General features: G+C 70.2%; 17 protein-coding genes. 14 read left to right on the top strand and 3 right to left on the bottom strand.

The window, feature by feature from the left end; translation table 11 throughout:
* Positions 1-158 precede the first annotated feature (158 nt).
* The gene (locus tag WCE37_RS00705; protein WP_343277688.1) at positions 159-1,034 is read left to right on the top strand and encodes a PhzF family phenazine biosynthesis protein; all 876 of its coding nucleotides are present in this window, start codon (positions 159-161) and stop codon (positions 1,032-1,034) included.
* 109 nt (positions 1,035-1,143) lie between these two features.
* Here WCE37_RS00705 and WCE37_RS00700 read toward each other — a convergent pair whose 3' ends face one another.
* Together WCE37_RS00700 and WCE37_RS00695 are read right to left on the bottom strand one after the other, a co-directional pair.
* Positions 1,144-2,859 (bottom strand): amidohydrolase family protein, encoded by a 1,716-nt coding sequence (locus WCE37_RS00700; RefSeq protein ID WP_343277687.1) that lies wholly within the window; start codon positions 2,857-2,859, stop codon positions 1,144-1,146.
* A gap of 100 nt (positions 2,860-2,959) precedes the next feature.
* Positions 2,960-3,394, bottom strand: coding sequence for an OsmC family protein (locus WCE37_RS00695; protein WP_343277686.1), 435 nt, complete (start codon positions 3,392-3,394; stop codon positions 2,960-2,962).
* 244 nt (positions 3,395-3,638) lie between these two features.
* Here WCE37_RS00695 and fusA point away from each other — a divergent pair, with 244 nt between their 5' ends.
* The 6 genes from fusA to WCE37_RS00665 all read left to right on the top strand — a co-directional run bounded on the left by fusA (position 3,639) and on the right by WCE37_RS00665 (position 9,014).
* On the top strand, positions 3,639-5,702 hold the full coding sequence (gene fusA, locus WCE37_RS00690; protein WP_343277685.1) for an elongation factor G: 2,064 nt from the start codon (positions 3,639-3,641) through the stop codon (positions 5,700-5,702).
* A 142-nt stretch (positions 5,703-5,844) separates the two neighbouring features.
* Positions 5,845-6,234: an HU family DNA-binding protein gene (locus WCE37_RS00685; RefSeq protein ID WP_343253826.1), complete on the top strand. Its 390-nt coding sequence runs from the start codon at positions 5,845-5,847 to the stop codon at positions 6,232-6,234.
* A gap of 143 nt (positions 6,235-6,377) precedes the next feature.
* Positions 6,378-7,028, top strand: coding sequence for a tellurite resistance TerB family protein (locus tag WCE37_RS00680; protein WP_343277684.1), 651 nt, complete (start codon positions 6,378-6,380; stop codon positions 7,026-7,028).
* 1 nt (position 7,029) lies between these two features.
* Entirely contained in the window at positions 7,030-7,620 is a 591-nt protein-coding gene (locus WCE37_RS00675; RefSeq protein WP_343277683.1) for a M23 family metallopeptidase, read from the top strand.
* Between the two features lie 69 nt (positions 7,621-7,689).
* On the top strand, positions 7,690-8,121 hold the full coding sequence (locus WCE37_RS00670) for a hypothetical protein (RefSeq protein WP_343277682.1): 432 nt from the start codon (positions 7,690-7,692) through the stop codon (positions 8,119-8,121).
* 89 nt (positions 8,122-8,210) lie between these two features.
* A complete protein-coding gene (locus tag WCE37_RS00665; RefSeq protein ID WP_343277681.1) occupies positions 8,211-9,014 on the top strand; it encodes a hypothetical protein in 804 nt (267 codons plus the stop codon).
* A gap of 15 nt (positions 9,015-9,029) precedes the next feature.
* Here the strand turns inward: WCE37_RS00665 and WCE37_RS00660 are convergent, their stop codons facing one another.
* Positions 9,030-9,527 (bottom strand): SET domain-containing protein-lysine N-methyltransferase, encoded by a 498-nt coding sequence (locus WCE37_RS00660; RefSeq protein ID WP_343277860.1) that lies wholly within the window; start codon positions 9,525-9,527, stop codon positions 9,030-9,032.
* Between the two features lie 188 nt (positions 9,528-9,715).
* Here WCE37_RS00660 and WCE37_RS00655 point away from each other — a divergent pair, with 188 nt between their 5' ends.
* The 7 genes from WCE37_RS00655 to WCE37_RS00625 all read left to right on the top strand — a co-directional run bounded on the left by WCE37_RS00655 (position 9,716) and on the right by WCE37_RS00625 (position 15,981).
* Positions 9,716-10,183, top strand: coding sequence for an SUF system Fe-S cluster assembly regulator (locus WCE37_RS00655; protein ID WP_343253832.1), 468 nt, complete (start codon positions 9,716-9,718; stop codon positions 10,181-10,183).
* A gap of 17 nt (positions 10,184-10,200) precedes the next feature.
* The gene (sufB, locus tag WCE37_RS00650; RefSeq protein WP_343277680.1) at positions 10,201-11,670 is read left to right on the top strand and encodes a Fe-S cluster assembly protein SufB; all 1,470 of its coding nucleotides are present in this window, start codon (positions 10,201-10,203) and stop codon (positions 11,668-11,670) included.
* Positions 11,671-11,792: 122 nt separating this feature from the next.
* Positions 11,793-12,560 (top strand): Fe-S cluster assembly ATPase SufC, encoded by a 768-nt coding sequence (gene sufC, locus WCE37_RS00645; RefSeq protein WP_343277679.1) that lies wholly within the window; start codon positions 11,793-11,795, stop codon positions 12,558-12,560.
* On the top strand, positions 12,560-13,831 hold the full coding sequence (gene sufD, locus WCE37_RS00640) for a Fe-S cluster assembly protein SufD (RefSeq protein ID WP_343277678.1): 1,272 nt from the start codon (positions 12,560-12,562) through the stop codon (positions 13,829-13,831). The genes sufC and sufD overlap by 1 nt, the downstream gene beginning before the upstream one ends.
* Positions 13,831-15,096: a cysteine desulfurase gene (locus WCE37_RS00635; protein ID WP_343277677.1), complete on the top strand. Its 1,266-nt coding sequence runs from the start codon at positions 13,831-13,833 to the stop codon at positions 15,094-15,096. The genes sufD and WCE37_RS00635 overlap by 1 nt, the downstream gene beginning before the upstream one ends.
* A complete protein-coding gene (locus tag WCE37_RS00630; RefSeq protein ID WP_343277676.1) occupies positions 15,038-15,649 on the top strand; it encodes a GNAT family N-acetyltransferase in 612 nt (203 codons plus the stop codon). The genes WCE37_RS00635 and WCE37_RS00630 overlap by 59 nt, the downstream gene beginning before the upstream one ends.
* Complete coding sequence (locus WCE37_RS00625; RefSeq protein ID WP_343277675.1) at positions 15,646-15,981, top strand: non-heme iron oxygenase ferredoxin subunit; 336 nt, start codon at positions 15,646-15,648, stop codon at positions 15,979-15,981. The genes WCE37_RS00630 and WCE37_RS00625 overlap by 4 nt, the downstream gene beginning before the upstream one ends.
* Positions 15,982-15,995: the final 14 nt, after the last annotated feature.

The raw sequence follows: 15,995 nt of genomic DNA, 5'->3' as shown, positions 1-15,995 counted from the left end.
CGGGAGGCGTGGGCACAGCCTGCGATTCTAGCCGCGTGCATGGTCCCGGCGCTGCCCGGCCGGCGTCCAGCGGACGCCTGGCGAGCCCCTGGCGATGGCCGCGGACCATCGCGGCGCGGGCGCCGCGGCTACACTGGCGCGCCGCGCTGGAGCCCTCGATGACCGCACGTCCCTACGTCCAGCTGGACGTGTTCTCCGACCGCGCCGGCGCCGGCAACCCGCTGGCCGTCATTCCCGACGCCGGCGACATCAACGACGCCACCATGCAGGCGATCGCACGCTGGACGCGGCTGCCGGAAACCACCTTCGTCTTTCCCTCGCCCACCGCATCGGCGGACTACGCCGTGCGCATCTTCAGCCCGCGCCGCGAGGTTCCCTTTGCCGGCCATCCCAGCGTCGGCACCGCGCACGTGCTGCTGGACCGTGGCCTGGTCAAGCCGCGCGACGGCATCCTGGTCCAGTCCTGCGCGGTCGGCGAACTGCCGCTGCGCGTGGATGGCGAAGGTGCGTCGCGCACGGTCGCGGTGCGCACGCCGCGCGCGAGCGTGGTCGAAGTCGCCGGCGCCGACGATCCGCGCCTGCGCGATGCCCTTGGCGGCCTCGTCACAGGAGCGCTGCCCCCGGTGCTGATGGACGGCGGCCGCCGCTGGTGGCTGGCCGAGCTGCGCGACGAAGCCGAACTGCGTTCGGCGACGCCCGATTGGGCCGCGATCACGGCCCTGGCCGAAGCCACCGGAACCATGGGCCTGTGCGCGTTCGCGCGCAGCGAGGACCCGGTCTACTACCTCGCCGTCCGCGCCTGGGTGGGCTCGCCGGCACCGTTCGAGGACGCGGCGTCCGGCGCGGCGAACGCGACGCTTGCCGCGTGGCTTGCCGAGCGCGACGCCCTGCCCGGCGACGACGGCTTCTACCGCATCAGCCAGGGTCGCGAAGTCGGGCATGACGCCATCATCGAACTGCGCGTCGATGCCGACGGCGAAGTCTGGTCCGGCGGCCGCGCGCGCAGCATCGTCAGCGGCAGCATCGACTGGTAGCCCCGCCGCCCCTTGCGGGAGTCGCGCCTGCGGGGGCCGCGCTCGTGGGGAGCCGCCTTTGCGGGAGCCGCTATGGCGGCGATCGTGGCAATCGCAGCTGTAGCTGCTCCTACAGGTGGGGCGCTTTCGCGGGAGCGGCCATGGCGGCGACTTCGGTCTCGTACACCGGTCGCCCGTCGACCCAGGTCGAGCGCACGGTGAGCGAATCGAGTTCGCTGCCGGGGATCGCCAGCGGATCCTGGCCCAGCACCACGAAATCCGCGCGCAGGCCCGGGGCCAGGCGGCCGGTTTCGTCCTCGTCGAACGCCGCCCGGGCCGCGCCGGCAGTGAAGCCGTACAGAGCCTCGGCCGCGGTCAGCGCCTGGTCCGGACGCCACCCGCCCGGTGGATGTCCATGCACGTCCTGGCGGGTCACCGCGGCAAACAGGCCAAGCCGGGGGTCGGGGAACTCGACCGGGAAATCCGAGCCCAGCGCCAGCGGCACGCCGGCCTTTTCGAAGCTGCGCCAGGCATAGGCACCGGCAAGCCGCGCCTCGCCCAGGCGCTCACCGGCCCAACCCATGTCGGATGTGGCGTGCGTAGGCTGCATCGACGCGACCAGGTGCAGGCCGGCGAAGCGCGCGATGTCACCCGGCGCCATCACCTGCGCATGTTCGACGCGCCAGCGGTGGTCGCCAGCCGAATCTGTGCCCAGCACGCGCCCGTAGACATCAAGCACCAGGCGGTTGCCGCGGTCGCCGATGGCATGCGTGGCCACCTGCAGGCCGCAGCCGTGGGCGCGGCGCACCGCGGCCTCGAAGTCCTCTTCGCTCTGCACCAGCAGGCCGCGGTTGCCCGGATCGTCGCTGTAGTCCTCGATCAGCGCGGCGCCGCGGCTGCCAAGCGCGCCGTCGATCATCAGCTTCACGCCGCGCATGTCCAGGCGGCCGGATGCGTGGCTGTAGGCACCGTCGCGGCAGAGCTCGTCCACGAGGCCGCTGTCGCGCTGGGCGTAGGCGCGCACGCGCAGGCTGAGCGCACCGCGGTCGGCGAAGCGCTTCATGCGCTCGAGCCCGCCGCGGGAGGTGCCCATGTCGTGCACGCCCGTGAGGCCCAATCCGGCGACGTGGCGAAGCGCACGCTCCAGCGCACGGTCCTGCCATGCCTCGTCGGGCGCGGGTGCGGCGGCATAGACCAGCTGGGAGGCCATGTCGATGAACACCCCGGTGGCCCGGCCGTCGGCACGCTGTACCAGGCCGCCTTCGGGCTGCCAGTCACCGGACAGGTCGCGCCCGGCGGCGCGCATCGCCGCGCTGTTGGCCCAGGTCGCGTGCCCGTCGATGCGTTCGAGCACCACCGGGCGCTCCGGGAAGGCGGCGTCCAGCACCGCAGCCGTCGGGAATGCGCTGTCGGGCCACAGGTTCTGGTCCCAGCCACGGCCCATCAGCCATGCACCCTGCGGCAGGTCCTTCGCGAAGGCCTGCAGCCGCTGCACGATTTCGTCCGTGCTGCGCGCGCCGACAAGATCGGCCTGCATCAATGCCTCGCCCAGGCCGATGAGGTGCGCGTGGGCGTCGATCAGCCCCGGGATGACCGTGGCGTCGCCGGCATCGATGCGCTCGGCGTCGGGGTGCCGCGCGGCCAGCGTTCCGGCATCGCCGACGGCGAGGATGCGGCCATCGGCGCCCCAGACCATCGCAGTGGCCACCGGCATGTCCGCATCCGAGGTATGGATCCGCGCCGCGGTCAGGAGCTTTTCGCCATCGGCGGCGAGGACGTTTCCGGCCAGGGCAAGCAGCACGCTTGCGATGGCGGGGGCGAGGATCGTGCTGGCGTTGCGGCGCATGCGGCGTGGCTCCATGGTTGGACCGCGCCGACTATGTCCGCGATCGCGCGGCGGGGCAACGTGCCATTTTCGCCCGCTGCCCTCCGCGCAGCTCCGACTCTCAGGCCAGGAGTTCGGCCTCGAGCGTGATCGGCACCGCCGACAGCGCCTTGGACACCGGGCAGTTCTTCTTGGCGTCGTCGGCGATGGCGCGGAACTTCGCGTCCTCGATGCCCGGCACCTTGGCCTTGGTGAACAACCGGATCGCGCTCAGCGTCGGCCCTCCTTCCATCGACAGGTCGACCTCGGCGCGCGAGTCCACCGACTCGGCCGGATGCCCGGCTTCGGCCAGTGCATTGGCCAGCGCCATGGTGAAACAGCCGGCGTGCGCCGCGGCGATCAGCTCTTCCGGATTGGTGCCCTTCTCGTCGCCGAAGCGGCTGTTGAAGCCGTAGCGGGTGTCCTGCATCAGCCCGCTGGCCGGGGTGCTGATGCTGCCGCGGCCGGACTTGAGGTCGCCTTCCCAGTGTGCGGTGGCCTTGCGCGAGATGCCCATGGTGGTACTCCGTTCTTCATATGGACCCGACACGCTAGCGGCTCCATCGTTACGCCGGCGTTTGGCGAAGGCGGCGTCCGGCGCGCCCTGCCCGACGCGCATGCTGCGTCGCAACGCGACGCCCGCGCACGCGCCGCGCTACTGTGCCTTTCCGCCATGACCGCCCGCCGCGCGCAGGCCCGGTCGCAGCATGCGACGGACAGCCATGACGTCCTTTCCGCCCAGCCAAGGGAGAAACGGACCCATGTCCCATGCAAGCACAGACATCCGCAACGTGGCCCTCGCAGGCCACCCTGGCGCCGGCAAGACCACGCTGTTCGAAGCCCTGCTGCATGCCGGCGGCGCGATCCAGGCGGCAGGCAGCATCGAACGCGGCAGCACGGTCTCCGACTTCGATCCGCTGGAACGCTCGCGCGGGCATTCCATCGATGCCGCGATCGCCGGCATCGACCACCGCGCGGCGGACGGCAGCCGCGTCCACATCAACCTGCTCGATACACCGGGCTACCCGGACTTTCGCGGCGCCGCGCTGTCGGCGCTGTCGGCGGTGGAGACGGTCGCGGTGGTAGTGGACGCCGACACCGGCATCGGACACGGCACCCGACGGATCATGGAGCACGCCGCGCGCCGGGGACTGTGCCGCGCCATCGTGGTCAACCGCATCGACGCCGAGGGCGCGGACTGCGCGCGCCTGCTCGACGAGCTGCGCCGGGAGTTCGGCCCCGAAGTGCTGCCGGTCAACCTGCCGGCGGAAGGCGGGACGCGGGTGGTCGACTGCTTCGCCAGCGGTGGTGGCGACAGCGACCTCGGCCCCGTGGCCGACTGGCACCGGCGCATCCTCGACCAGGTGGTCGAGGTCGAGGAGTCGGTGATGGAGCACTACCTGGACGGCGGCGAGTCCGCGCTTGGCCGCGACGAGCTGCACGACGCCTTCGAGCAGTGCCTGCGCGAAGACCACCTGGTGCCGCTGTGCTTCGTGTCCGCGCGCTCGGGCACCGGCCTGCGCGAGTGCCTGGACATCATCGCCGGCCTGTTCCCGCACCCGGGCGAGGCCAACCCACCGCCCTTCCAGCGCGGCACGGGCGACGACGCTGAGCCGGTGGCCTCGCGCCCGGACCCCGACGCGCACGTGATTGCCGATGTCTTCAAGATCGTCAACGATCCCTTCGTCGGCAAGCTCGGCGTGTTCCGGGTGCACCAGGGCACGGTGAGGCGCGACCAGCAGCTGTTTGTCGACGACGCCCGCAAGCCGTTCAAGGTCGCGCACCTGTACCGGATCCAGGGCAGGGACCACGTCGAGATCGAGCAGGCGGTGCCCGGCGACATCGCCGCGGTGGCCAAGGTCGAGGAGCTGCACTTCGACGCCGTGCTCCACGACAGCCACGACGAGGACCACATCCACCTCGAACCGATGGCCTACCCCCGGCCGATGTTCGGCCTGGCGGTGGAGGCCGGCAGCCGTGGCCAGGAGCAGAAGCTGGCCACCGCCCTGCACAAGCTGGCGGAAGAGGATCCCTGCTTCCAGGTCGAGCACGACGCCGAGACCAACGAGACCGTGGTGCGCGGGCTCTCCGAGCTGCACCTGCGCATCCAGCTGGACCGCCTGCGCGAACGCCACGGCGTCGAGGTGCACTCACGGCCGCCGCGCATCGCCTATCGCGAAACCGTCAGCGCCGCGGCCGAAGGCCATTACCGCCACAAGAAGCAGACCGGCGGCGCCGGCCAGTTCGGCGAGGTCATGCTGCGCGTGGAGCCGCTGCCGCGCGGCGCCGGATTCGAGTTCGTCGACGCGGTGAAGGGCGGCACCATCCCCGGCCAGTTCATCCCCGCGGTCGAGAAGGGCGTGCAGCAGGCGATGGCCGGCGGTGCCGTGGCCGGGCACCCGATCCAGGACGTGCGCGTCACCGTGCACGACGGCCGGCACCACCCGGTCGACAGCAAGGAGATCGCGTTCGTGACCGCCGGGCGCAAGGCCTTCCTCGACGCGGTGGCCAAGGCTTCGCCGAAGGTGCTCGAACCCATCGTCGACCTGGTGGTGACCTCGCCCGAGGCGCACATGGGCGACATCAGCGGAGGGCTTGCCGGGCGCCGCGCGCGCATTCTCGGCACCGATGCGGCGCGCGGCGGCGACATCGTCGTCAAGGCGCAGGTGCCGCTGTCGGAGCTCGATGGCTACCCCGCCGAACTGCAGTCGGCGACCGCGGGTCGGGGCCGTTATTCGCTTGATTTCAGCCACTACGAGCCGGTTCCGGCGCAGCTGCAGCAGGCACTGGCCGCTGCCTGGCATCCCGGCGGGGACGACGATTGAGCACGGGCCTTGCGCGCGCGGCGCAGGAAAGATCGGGTTTTACCGCGCTTTCCACTTGGCGTGGCCCCGGGCATGCCCTACATTGCGATTGCCGACGGGGTCGGCCCGACTACCCATTACCGATAAACGGAATCACATAAACATGGCGAAGAAAGCAACCAAGGCGGTCAAGAAGGCCGCCCCGAAGAAAGTCGCTGCTGCCAAGCCGGCCGCGCCGAAGCCGATCAAGGACGCCCTGACCAAGTCCGGCCTTGTCGCGCACATCGTCGAGGGCACCGGCCTTGCAGCCAAGGACGTCCGCGCCGTCCTCGCCTCGCTCGAGGGCGCAGTGCACGGTTCGGTCAACAAGAAGGGCATCGGCAGCTTCACCCTGCCCGGCCTGCTGAAGATCACCTCGGTCAAGGTGCCGGCCAAGCCGAAGCGCAAGGGCATCAACCCGTTCACCAAGGAAGAGCAGTGGTTCGCCGCCAAGCCCGCCTCGGTGAAGGTCAAGGTGCGTCCGCTGAAGAAGCTGAAGGACGCCGCTGCCTGATCGCAGCGCGCCAGTGCTCCACCTGCTCGGGACGGCAATCGCCGTCCCGAGTCGTTTCCGGGCAACGGCCACGTTTTCGCGACACGCCTGCGCGCATCCTCGCGGCCGCACCCCGGCTCCTCGCCGCACCACAGGGCACACGCATGAACCTGCAAGGCTTCCTCGACCATCTCCTGAAGTCCCAGTCCGCCACCCAGGCGCCGGGCGCACAGCCATCGACTGGCGGCAGCCTGCTCAATGCCGACTTCGGCAAGGGCGCGATCACCGGTGGCGCGCTTGGCCTGCTGCTGGGCAAGAACAAATCCACGCGCAAGCTTGCGACCTATGGCGGCCTGGCCGCGATCGGCGTGATGGCCTACAAGGCCTACGGCGACTACAAAACGCAGCAGGGCAATGCGCAGGCCGCTCCGCCGCAGACCGTCGACCGGCTTCCTCCGCCGCAGGCGGCGCTGCACAGCGAGGCGATCCTGCGCGCGCTGGTGGGCGCGGCGAAGGCCGACGGCCACATCGACGAGCGCGAGCGCGGGGTGATCGAGGGCGAGTTCGCGCGCCTGAACCCCGGCAGCGAAGTGCAGCAGTGGCTGCACGCCGAACTCGCCAAGCCGCTCGACCCGGCCGAGGTGGCGCGCGCGGCGACGACGCCTGAAATCGCTTCGGAGATGTACCTGGCCAGCCTGATGGCGGTCGACGAGCAGAACTTCATGGAGCGCGCCTACCTCGACGAGCTCGCGCGCCAGCTCAAGCTCGACGAAGACCTGCGCCAGCGCCTGCAGAACGAGCTCAAACGCGCCTGACGTGCCCGCGCTCGTCCGCCTGCTTGCACGACTGGTCGCCTGGCTGTTCGTCCTCGCGGCACTTGCCGCAGTGGCGTACTGGGCCTGGGACCAGCCGTTCATGGCCAGGACGCGCGCGCAATGGGAACTTTCGCGCATGCCGCCGCCGGTTGCGGTGGCGATGCCGGTGCAGGGGGTTGCGGCCGACCAGGTCGCCGACACCTTCGGCGCGCCGCGCGGGCGTGACCGCAGGCATGAGGGCGTCGACATCTTCGCCACGCGCGGCACGCCGGTGGCGAGCTCCACGCGCGGCATCGTCACCGTGGTGCGCGAAGGCGGACTCGGCGGTCGCCAGGTCTGGGTGATCGGTCCGGCGCTTCAGCGGCACTATTACGCGCACCTGGACGACTGGGCCGAAGGCCTTGCCGTCGGCGACGTGGTGTTGCCCGGCGATGCGCTCGGCACGGTCGGCGACACCGGCAATGCGCGCGGCACGCCGCCGCACCTGCATTACGGTATCTACGCCGAGGCCGGAGCGATCGATCCGCTGCCGCTGCTGCGTGCCCGGGGGCGCCGCGGCAGGGCAGCGGAAGCGGCGGCGGAGCAACCATGATCGACGGGTGCCCGGCTCGGCGCTAGGCTTTGGCCATCGCGCGGCGGCACCGCGCTCCACTGGACCGGCATGGACAAGCGTTTCTGGATTTGCGGGATCGTGGTCGGCGCTGCCGGCCTGCTGCTCGGCTTCCTGGTCCACGGACTGCTGCTGCGGCCCGACTACCAGGCACTCGCCCAGCTGTATCGCTCACCCGAACAGGCAAACGCGCAGGCCGCGTGGATCATTCCCGCGTACCTGCTCCTCGGCCTGGCAATGACCTGGCTGTACCGGCGGATGCCGGCAAGCGACGGCGTCGACCTCGGCCGCGGCGCGCGCTTCGGGCTGGCGGTGGCGCTGGTTTCCTACGTGCCCTGGCACATCCTGGCCTTCGTCGGGCAGCCGCTGCCGCCGTCGCTGGTGCTCCGCCAGGTGGCCTTCGACCTGCTTGCGATGGTGCTGCTCGGGATGCTGTTGGCCTGGCTGCAGCCGCATCGGCGGGTGCTCACCTCGCTGTCCTGATGCGGCATTCACAAGCAGACGGATGCTGACGATGCGTTCATCGCCGGCGCGTATCGTCTGGCGCAGCCTCCGCACGCGCATACGCCACCATGTCCCCACTGCAGTTGCTGACCATTGCCGTCCTGGCATCCGCCCTCGCGGGCTGCGGCGATGACGCCCCCACGCCTGCCTCCGTCGCGGAGGAGGATTTCGAAACCCTGCCCGCGCCCGCGCAGCCACGCAGCGGCGGCGTGACCGGCATGCCCGATGCACCCGGCCCCGGCGCCGTCCCGCTTGCCGGCCCGAGCGCCTCGCTGGCGACCGAAGGCGCCGAGCCGGGCACGCTGTTCTCCGACGGCATGGCGCTTCCCGCGCTGCCCGGTGCCGATGGCACGCCTTCCGGCCAGGCGACGCTGCCGCATTTCACCGGCACCCCTGGAGGCCAAGGCACGCTGCCACCGTTGGAAGACAACCCCGAGACGGGACTGGGCGCCGGCCCCCTGCCCGGCGCGGCCGCGATGGCCACGCCCGCATCCACGCCGCCAGCGGCATCGTCGGCGCAGGAAGCGGCCAGCGCGGTCCGCGCCTATTACGACGCGATCGGTGCCGGCGATTTCAATCGCGCCTATGCCGCCTGGTCCGACGGCGGCCGCAGCAGCGGTCGCACCCCGGAGCAGTTCGCTTCGGCCTTCCAGGACACCCACGTCATCCGCGTCTCGATCGGCGCCCCGGGCCGCGTGGAGGGTGCCGCCGGCTCGCGCTACGTGGAGGTGCCGGTGACCGTCACCAGCCGCGGCGCCGACGGCCGCGAGCTGCGCCAGGCCGGCAGCTTCGCCATGCGCAGCTCCGGGGTGGAGGGCGCAGTGCCGGGCTGGCACATCGTTTCGGCGGACCTGCGCGAACTGCAGCGCTGAGCCGCTCCGGGCCGGTCAGCGCTTCGGCTGCAGCATCGTGCCGGTGCATTCCGGCGCGCCGCAGCGGCAACCCCAGAGCTTCTTGAGCTTCGGGGTGTGGCGTTCGTCCAGGGTGATGCCGTAGTTGTAGGTCAGCTCCTCGCCCGGCTCGATGCGACGCAGCGCCTCGATGAACACCTTGTCCTTGTGCGGGCGGCCCTTGTCGTCCTCTTCCACCACGGCTTCGCAGTTCGGCGCGCAGCTGTGGTTGATCCAGCGCGCGACGCCGCTGTCCATGTTGCCGTCGATGACGTACTCGTCGTTGAGGGTGAACAGGAACGTGTGGCCGTTCTCGTCGAGTTCGCCGTATTCGGAATCGACCTCGTCATGGCTGCGGAGCCTGCCCTTGTAGCGGACGATGCGCTCTTCCTTCTCGATCACCGCGGTGGCGAACACGCCGTTGCCGTGGATCTCCGATTGACGGGCCTCGATCTTCTTGTCCTTCTTGCCGGACTTGTCCTTGCTCTTGGCCATCTGCGGCATCGTCTCGCTGGGGAAAGGCGCATTGTGGTGGAAGCGCCGGCGATCTTCCATCGCGCACGCCAGCCTTTGCAGGGCCGCTGCAGCAACTCTTGCACGAAGGAGCGAAGCCCAGGCCGAGGCTTGGACGCGGCCCGATCAAATGGTACAATTTCGGTCCTCTTTAAGGGCCACCGCCTCCGATGCTGCGCGTCACCCGCCTCACCGACTACGCAACCGTTGTGCTTACCGTGCTTGCCGCGGAGCCGGACCGCGTCCTGAGCGCGGCCGAGCTGGCCGAACGCGCGGGGCTGGAAGCGCCCACGGTCAGCAAGCTGCTCAAGCCGCTGGCGCAGGCCGGGCTGCTCGAGGCCTTCCGCGGCGCGCACGGCGGCTACCGCCTGTCGCGCCCGGCGTCGGAGATCAGCCTGATCGCCATCGTCGAAGCCATGGAAGGGCCGCTGGCGATGACCGAGTGCAGCCTCGAGGACACCAGCTGCGGCATCGCCGAACACTGCGGCGCGCGCGCCAACTGGCGGCGCATCAACGACATCGTCGCCGACGCCCTGCGCGGCGTCAGCCTGGCGCAGATGCTTGAAGCGCCACACCCCCGATCCGGGGCCGGCCCGGGTGCGTCCAGACGCATCCCCGCCCGCCTCGCCACCGTATGAAGACCCAGGCAGCCCCCATGGCCACCCAGATCGAAGCATCCATCGAACCCGTCGCGAACCGGGAAATCCACGAGCAGCTCGGCCGCAAGTACGAGGCCGGCTTCATCACCGACATCGAGTCCGACTCGCTGCCGCCGGGCCTTGACGAAGACACCATCCGCGCCCTGTCCGCGATCAAGGAAGAGCCCGGGTGGATGACCGAATGGCGCCTCGAGGCCTACCGCCACTGGCTGACCATGCCGGTGCCGCACTGGGCCAAGCTTTCGATCGCGCCGATCGACTTCCAGGCGATCAGCTACTACTCCGCGCCCAAGGGGCCGAAGTACGCGTCGCTGGACGAGGTCCCGCAGGAGCTGCTCGACACCTACGACAAGCTGGGCGTGCCGCTGCACGAGCGCGCCAAGCTCGCCGGCGTGGCCGTGGACGCCGTGTTCGACTCCGTCTCGGTCGGCACCACCTTCCGCAAGGAGCTGGCCGAGAAGGGCGTGATCTTCTGCTCGATGTCCGAGGCCATCAGGGAATACCCCGAGCTGGTGCGCAAGTACCTGGGCACCGTGGTGCCGGTGGGCGACAACTACTTCGCCGCGCTGAACTCGGCGGTGTTCTCGGACGGCTCGTTCGTGTTCATCCCCAAGGGCGTGCGCTGCCCGATGGAGCTCAGCACCTACTTCCGCATCAACGCCGGGCATACCGGCCAGTTCGAGCGCACCCTGATCATCGCCGAGGAAAGCTCGCACGTGAGCTACCTGGAAGGCTGCACCGCGCCGATGCGCGACGAGAACCAGCTGCATGCGGCGGTGGTGGAACTGGTGGCGCTCGATGACGCCGAGATCAAGTACTCGACCGTGCAGAACTGGTACCCCGGCGACGAGAACGGCGTCGGCGGCATCTACAACTTCGTCACCAAGCGCGCCGAGTGCCGCGGTGCGCGCAGCAAGGTCATCTGGACCCAGGTCGAGACCGGCTCGGCGATCACCTGGAAGTACCCGAGCTGCGTGCTGCTGGGCGACGATTCCTCGGGCGAATTCCACTCGGTGGCGCTGACCCACCACCGCCAGCAGGCCGACACCGGCACCAAGATGATCCACCTCGGCAAGCGCACCAAGTCGAAGATCATCAGCAAGGGCATCAGCGCCGGGCACGGCCAGAACACCTACCGCGGGCTGGTGAAGATCGGCTCGAAGGCGGAAGGCGCGCGCAACTACACGCAGTGCGACAGCCTGCTGATCGGCAAGACCTGCGGCGCGCATACCTTTCCCTACATCGAAGTGAAGAACCCCAGCGCCACCGTCGAGCACGAAGCCACCACGTCGAAGATCAGCGACGACCAGATGTTCTACTGCCGCAGCCGCGGGCTGGGCGAAGAGGACGCGGTGAGCCTGATCGTGGACGGCTTCTGCAAGCAGGTCTTCCGCGAGCTGCCGATGGAGTTCGCGGTGGAGGCGAAGAAGCTGCTTGAAGTGAGCCTTGAGGGCTCGGTCGGCTGATCCATCGCGTTGCCGGTGCCCGGTCGTGCTGCATCGGGATCGCGGCCATCGCCGCTCCCACAAACTCCCATCGCGGCTCCCACGACGATTCGTGGCCGCTGCACATCATTCCAGAGAACGACATGCTGAAGATCACCAACCTCCACGCCACCGTCGGCGGCGACCGAGAAATCCTCAAGGGCCTTGCGCTGGACGTGAAGCCGGGCGAAGTGCACGCCATCATGGGTCCCAACGGCGCCGGCAAGTCGACGCTGGGCAACATCATCGCCGGCCGCGACGGCTATGACGTCACCGAGGGCACGGTCGAATTCGAGGGTGCCGACCTGCTTGCGCTGGACCCCGAGGAGCGCGCGGCCGCCGGCGTCTTCCTCGCCTTCCAGTACCCGGTCGAGATCCCGGGCGTGAACAACACCTACTTCCTGCGCAGCGCGCTCAACGCCCAGCGCAAGGCGCGCGGCGGGGAGGAGCTGGATTCGATGCAGTTCCTGAAGCTGGTGCGCGAGAAGCTTGGCGTGCTGCACCTGGACGACAAGCTGCTGCACCGCGGCGTCAACGAGGGCTTCAGCGGCGGCGAGAAAAAGCGCAACGAGATCTTCCAGATGGCGGTGCTTGAGCCGAAGCTGGCGATCCTCGACGAGACCGATTCCGGCCTCGACATCGACGCCCTGCGCCAGGTCGCCGACGGCGTCAACGCGCTGCGCTCGCCCGACCGCGCCTTCCTCGTGATCACGCACTACCAGCGCCTGCTCGAGTACATCAGGCCCGATTACGTGCATGTGCTGGCCGATGGCCGCATCGTCGAATCCGGCGGGCCCGAGCTTGCCCTGCAGCTCGAGGCCCAGGGCTACGAGTGGCTGCGCGAGCGCAAGGTGCCGGAGGCGGTGGCGTAATGGCCGCACTGCTCGACTCCCTCTCGACCGGCTTCAGCGGCAGCGGCGCGCGGCGCGACGCGCTCGATGCCGCGCTGCGCGACGGCCTGCCGCACGCGCGCAGCGAAGCCTGGAAGTACACCTCCCTGCGCACGCTGGAGCGCCGCGGCTTCTCGCCCACGCCGCTGCCGCATGCGGACGTGGATCCGGCGCTCATCGCCGACATCCCGGCACCGCGCCTGGTTTTCGCCAACGGCCGCTTCAACGCCGCGCTGTCGGACATCTCCGGGCTGCCCGAAGGCGCGCGCCTGCTGTCGATGGCCGAAGCGATGGCCGATCCCGACCCGCGCGAGAGCAACGTGCTGGCGCGCAGCTACGAGCGTGCGGACGAGGTCTTCGCGCGACTCAACGCCGCGCTCGCCGACGACGGCGCGGTGCTGCGCGTGGCCGAAGGCGTGGCGGTGGAGGTCCCGGTGCACCTGGTCTTCATCGGCCTTCCCGCCGAGGGCGACCTCGCCTGGCACGCACGCCACCTGGTCGAACTGCGCCGCGGCGCCTCGGCGACGGTGATCGAACACCACCTGGCCGGCGGCGACCACGCCCATCTCGGCAACGCCATCGCCCACGTGCACCTGGCCGCCGGCGCCGTGCTGCGCCATGCGCGCATCCAGGACGAATCCGGCCGCGCCACGCTGTTCACGCGCACCGACGCCGTGCTCGCCCGCGACGCCAGCTACCGGCGCCTGGACCTCGAGCTCGGCGGTGCGCTGTCGCGCCACGAGCTCAACGTGCGCCTGGAAGGCGACAAGGCCGAACTGGTCGCCAACGGCGTGCTGCTGGCCGCCGGTCGCCGCCACCTCGACACCCGCCTGGGGATCGAACACATCGCCCGCGACACCCGCTGCGAACTGCTCTGGCGGGGCATGGCCGCGGGCCGCGGCCGCGCCGTGTTCCACGGCGGCATCGAGATCCGCGAAGGCGCCGACGGTACCGACGCCCGCCTGTCCAACAAGAACCTGCTGCTGTCCGACACCGCCGAGATCGACACCCAGCCGGTGCTGGTGATCCACGCCGACGAAGTCACCGCCGCGCACGGCGCCACCGTCGGCCAGCTCGATGATGCGGCGATGTTCTACCTGCGCTCGCGCGGCCTGCCTGAAGAGGAGGCGCGCGCGCTGCTGACCGCCGCGTTCGTGCGCGAACCGCTGCTGTCGGTGGTGGAGACCCCCGCGCACCGCGAACTGCTGGAGGCAAGGTTGGACCGGGCGGTCGAAGCGCAGGTACTGGCGTGATGGATCCTGGCGAGCTTCGCCCGCAGGCGGGAGGCGTGGATCCGGCCACGATCGACTGGGCGGCGGTGCGGGGGGACTTCCCGCTGCTGCAGCGGGAGGTCCACGGCAAGCCGCTGGTGTATTTCGATTCGGCCAATACCGGGCAGAAGCCGGCCGCGGTGATCGATGCCGTCGACGGCTTCTATCGCCGCCACAACGCCAACGTCAGCCGCGCCGTGCACCAGCTCGGCAGCGAGGCGACCGAGGCCTACGAGCAGTCGCGGGCGAAGCTTGCGCGCTTCATCAACGTACGGCCCGACGACCTGGTCCTGACCAGCGGCACCACCTTCGCGATCAACCTGGTGGCCTACTCCTGGGCGCTGCCGCGTCTCGGCCCCGGCGACGTGATCCTGCTCACGCGCATGGAGCACCACGCCAACATCGTGCCCTGGCAGCTGGTCGCCCAGCGCACGGGCGCGCGCATCGACGTCGTGGACCTGCTGGACGACGGCAGCCTCGACATGGACATGCTGCGCGCGAAAATGACCGGCGCCGTCAAGATGCTTGCCGTCACCCACGTCAGCAACGTGCTCGGCACCGTCAATCCCGTGGCCGACATCTGCCGCGAAGCGCGCAGGCGCGGCATCGTCACCGTGGTCGACGGTTCGCAGGCGCTGCCGCACCGCCCGGTCGACGTCGCCGCGATCGGCTGCGACTTCTACGCGCTGACCGGCCACAAGATGTGCGCGCCCACCGGCACCGGCGCGCTGTGGGCGCGACGCGAGCACCTCGAAGCCATGCCGCCCTTCATCGGCGGCGGCGAGATGATCAGGGAGGTGCGGCTGGACGGCGGCACCGTGTTCAACGACCCGCCACGCAAGTTCGAGGCCGGTACGCCGAACATCGCCGGCTTCGTCGGCATGGGCGCCGCGGTCGACTACCTTTCAGCGCTGGGCATGGAGCGTGTCGAAGCCCGCGAGCAGGAATTGCTGGCGCACCTGGACGAGGAGTTCGCCAAGGTCGAGGGCCTGCGCGTCTTCGGCACCGCGCCGGGCAAGGCGGCGGTGGTCTCCTTCGCGATCGACGGCGTCCACTCGCACGACCTCGCCACCCTGCTCGACCTCGAGGGCATGGCCGTGCGCTCCGGCCAGCACTGCGCACATCCGCTGCTGCAGTGGCTGGGCGTCAGCGCCACCTGCCGCGCCTCGCTGGCCTTCTACAACACCCATGACGAGATCGAGGCCTTCATCGCCGCGCTGCGCAAGGTCCGGAAACTGCTGGCCTGACCGGGGTGCGGGCCGGCAGAATCACGCCATGGGCGAACTCCAGTTCCGCGCGGCCAGCGACGCCGACATCGATGCCATCGTGCGCCTGGTCACCCGCGCCTACCGCGGCGAGGCCAGCCGCGCCGGCTGGACCACCGAGGCCGATTTCCTCGACGGCGAGCGCATCGACTCCGACGTGGTCCGCGCCGACATCCGCCAGCCGCGCAGCCGCGTGCTGCTGGCCCTGCGCGACGGCGCGCCACTCGCCTGCGCGCACGTCGCCGATACCGGCGGCGCCGGCTATTTCGGCATGTTCGCGGTGGAGCCGACCCTGCAGGGCGGCGGCATCGGACGCGCGCTGCTGACCGAATGCGAGCGCATCGCGCGCGGAGAGTGGGGCCTGCCGTGCATGCGGATGACGGTGATCGACCTGCGCGCGGAGCTGATCGCGTGGTACCAGCGCCTGGGCTACCACCGCACCGGCGAACACAAACCCTTTCCCTACGGCGACGCCCGCTTCGGCGTCCCCCGACGCGACGACCTCCGTTTCGAGGTGCTGGAGAAAATGCTGTGAGCCAAGCCTGGACCTTCGTCTGCCCCGGCGCCGAGCTGCTGCCGGGGGAAATGAAGACCGTGTTCGACGAGGTCAGCGGGGCACCGATCCTGGTGGTGAACCTCGACGGCGAACTCTACGCGCTGGAGGACATCTGCAGCCACGAGGACTTCGAACTCTCGGCCGGTGCGCTCGACGCCGACGAGGGCACGATCGAGTGCGTGCTGCACGGGGCCAGGTTCGACGTCCGCGACGGCAGCGCGCTCTGTGCGCCGGCGTATGAGCCGGTGGCGAAGTTTCCGGTGAAGCGTGAGGCGGACGGCGGGGTGTGGACGAGGGACGACCGGGACTGAGCCTGATAGCAGCG

The organism is Luteimonas sp. MJ250 (assembly GCF_039548455.1).
Lineage (GTDB): Bacteria > Pseudomonadota > Gammaproteobacteria > Xanthomonadales > Xanthomonadaceae > Luteimonas.
Note: the sequence above shows the minus strand (reverse complement) of the source record. Positions and strands in the feature narration are given on the sequence as shown.

Bases quoted from the DNA above. Each gene is read 5' to 3' on its own strand.
- WCE37_RS00705 (WP_343277688.1), top strand. From the start codon at position 159: ATGACCGCACGTCCCTACGTCCAGCTGGACGTGTTCTCCGACCGCGCC.
- WCE37_RS00700 (WP_343277687.1), bottom strand. From the start codon at position 2,859: ATGCGCCGCAACGCCAGCACGATCCTCGCCCCCGCCATCGCAAGCGTG.
- WCE37_RS00695 (WP_343277686.1), bottom strand. From the start codon at position 3,394: ATGGGCATCTCGCGCAAGGCCACCGCACACTGGGAAGGCGACCTCAAG.
- fusA (WP_343277685.1), top strand. From the start codon at position 3,639: ATGTCCCATGCAAGCACAGACATCCGCAACGTGGCCCTCGCAGGCCAC.
- WCE37_RS00685 (WP_343253826.1), top strand. From the start codon at position 5,845: ATGGCGAAGAAAGCAACCAAGGCGGTCAAGAAGGCCGCCCCGAAGAAA.
- WCE37_RS00680 (WP_343277684.1), top strand. From the start codon at position 6,378: ATGAACCTGCAAGGCTTCCTCGACCATCTCCTGAAGTCCCAGTCCGCC.
- WCE37_RS00670 (WP_343277682.1), top strand. From the start codon at position 7,690: ATGGACAAGCGTTTCTGGATTTGCGGGATCGTGGTCGGCGCTGCCGGC.
- WCE37_RS00665 (WP_343277681.1), top strand. From the start codon at position 8,211: ATGTCCCCACTGCAGTTGCTGACCATTGCCGTCCTGGCATCCGCCCTC.
- WCE37_RS00660 (WP_343277860.1), bottom strand. From the start codon at position 9,527: ATGGCCAAGAGCAAGGACAAGTCCGGCAAGAAGGACAAGAAGATCGAG.
- WCE37_RS00655 (WP_343253832.1), top strand. From the start codon at position 9,716: ATGCTGCGCGTCACCCGCCTCACCGACTACGCAACCGTTGTGCTTACC.
- sufB (WP_343277680.1), top strand. From the start codon at position 10,201: ATGGCCACCCAGATCGAAGCATCCATCGAACCCGTCGCGAACCGGGAA.
- sufC (WP_343277679.1), top strand. From the start codon at position 11,793: ATGCTGAAGATCACCAACCTCCACGCCACCGTCGGCGGCGACCGAGAA.
- sufD (WP_343277678.1), top strand. From the start codon at position 12,560: ATGGCCGCACTGCTCGACTCCCTCTCGACCGGCTTCAGCGGCAGCGGC.
- WCE37_RS00635 (WP_343277677.1), top strand. From the start codon at position 13,831: ATGGATCCTGGCGAGCTTCGCCCGCAGGCGGGAGGCGTGGATCCGGCC.
- WCE37_RS00630 (WP_343277676.1), top strand. From the start codon at position 15,038: ATGACGAGATCGAGGCCTTCATCGCCGCGCTGCGCAAGGTCCGGAAAC.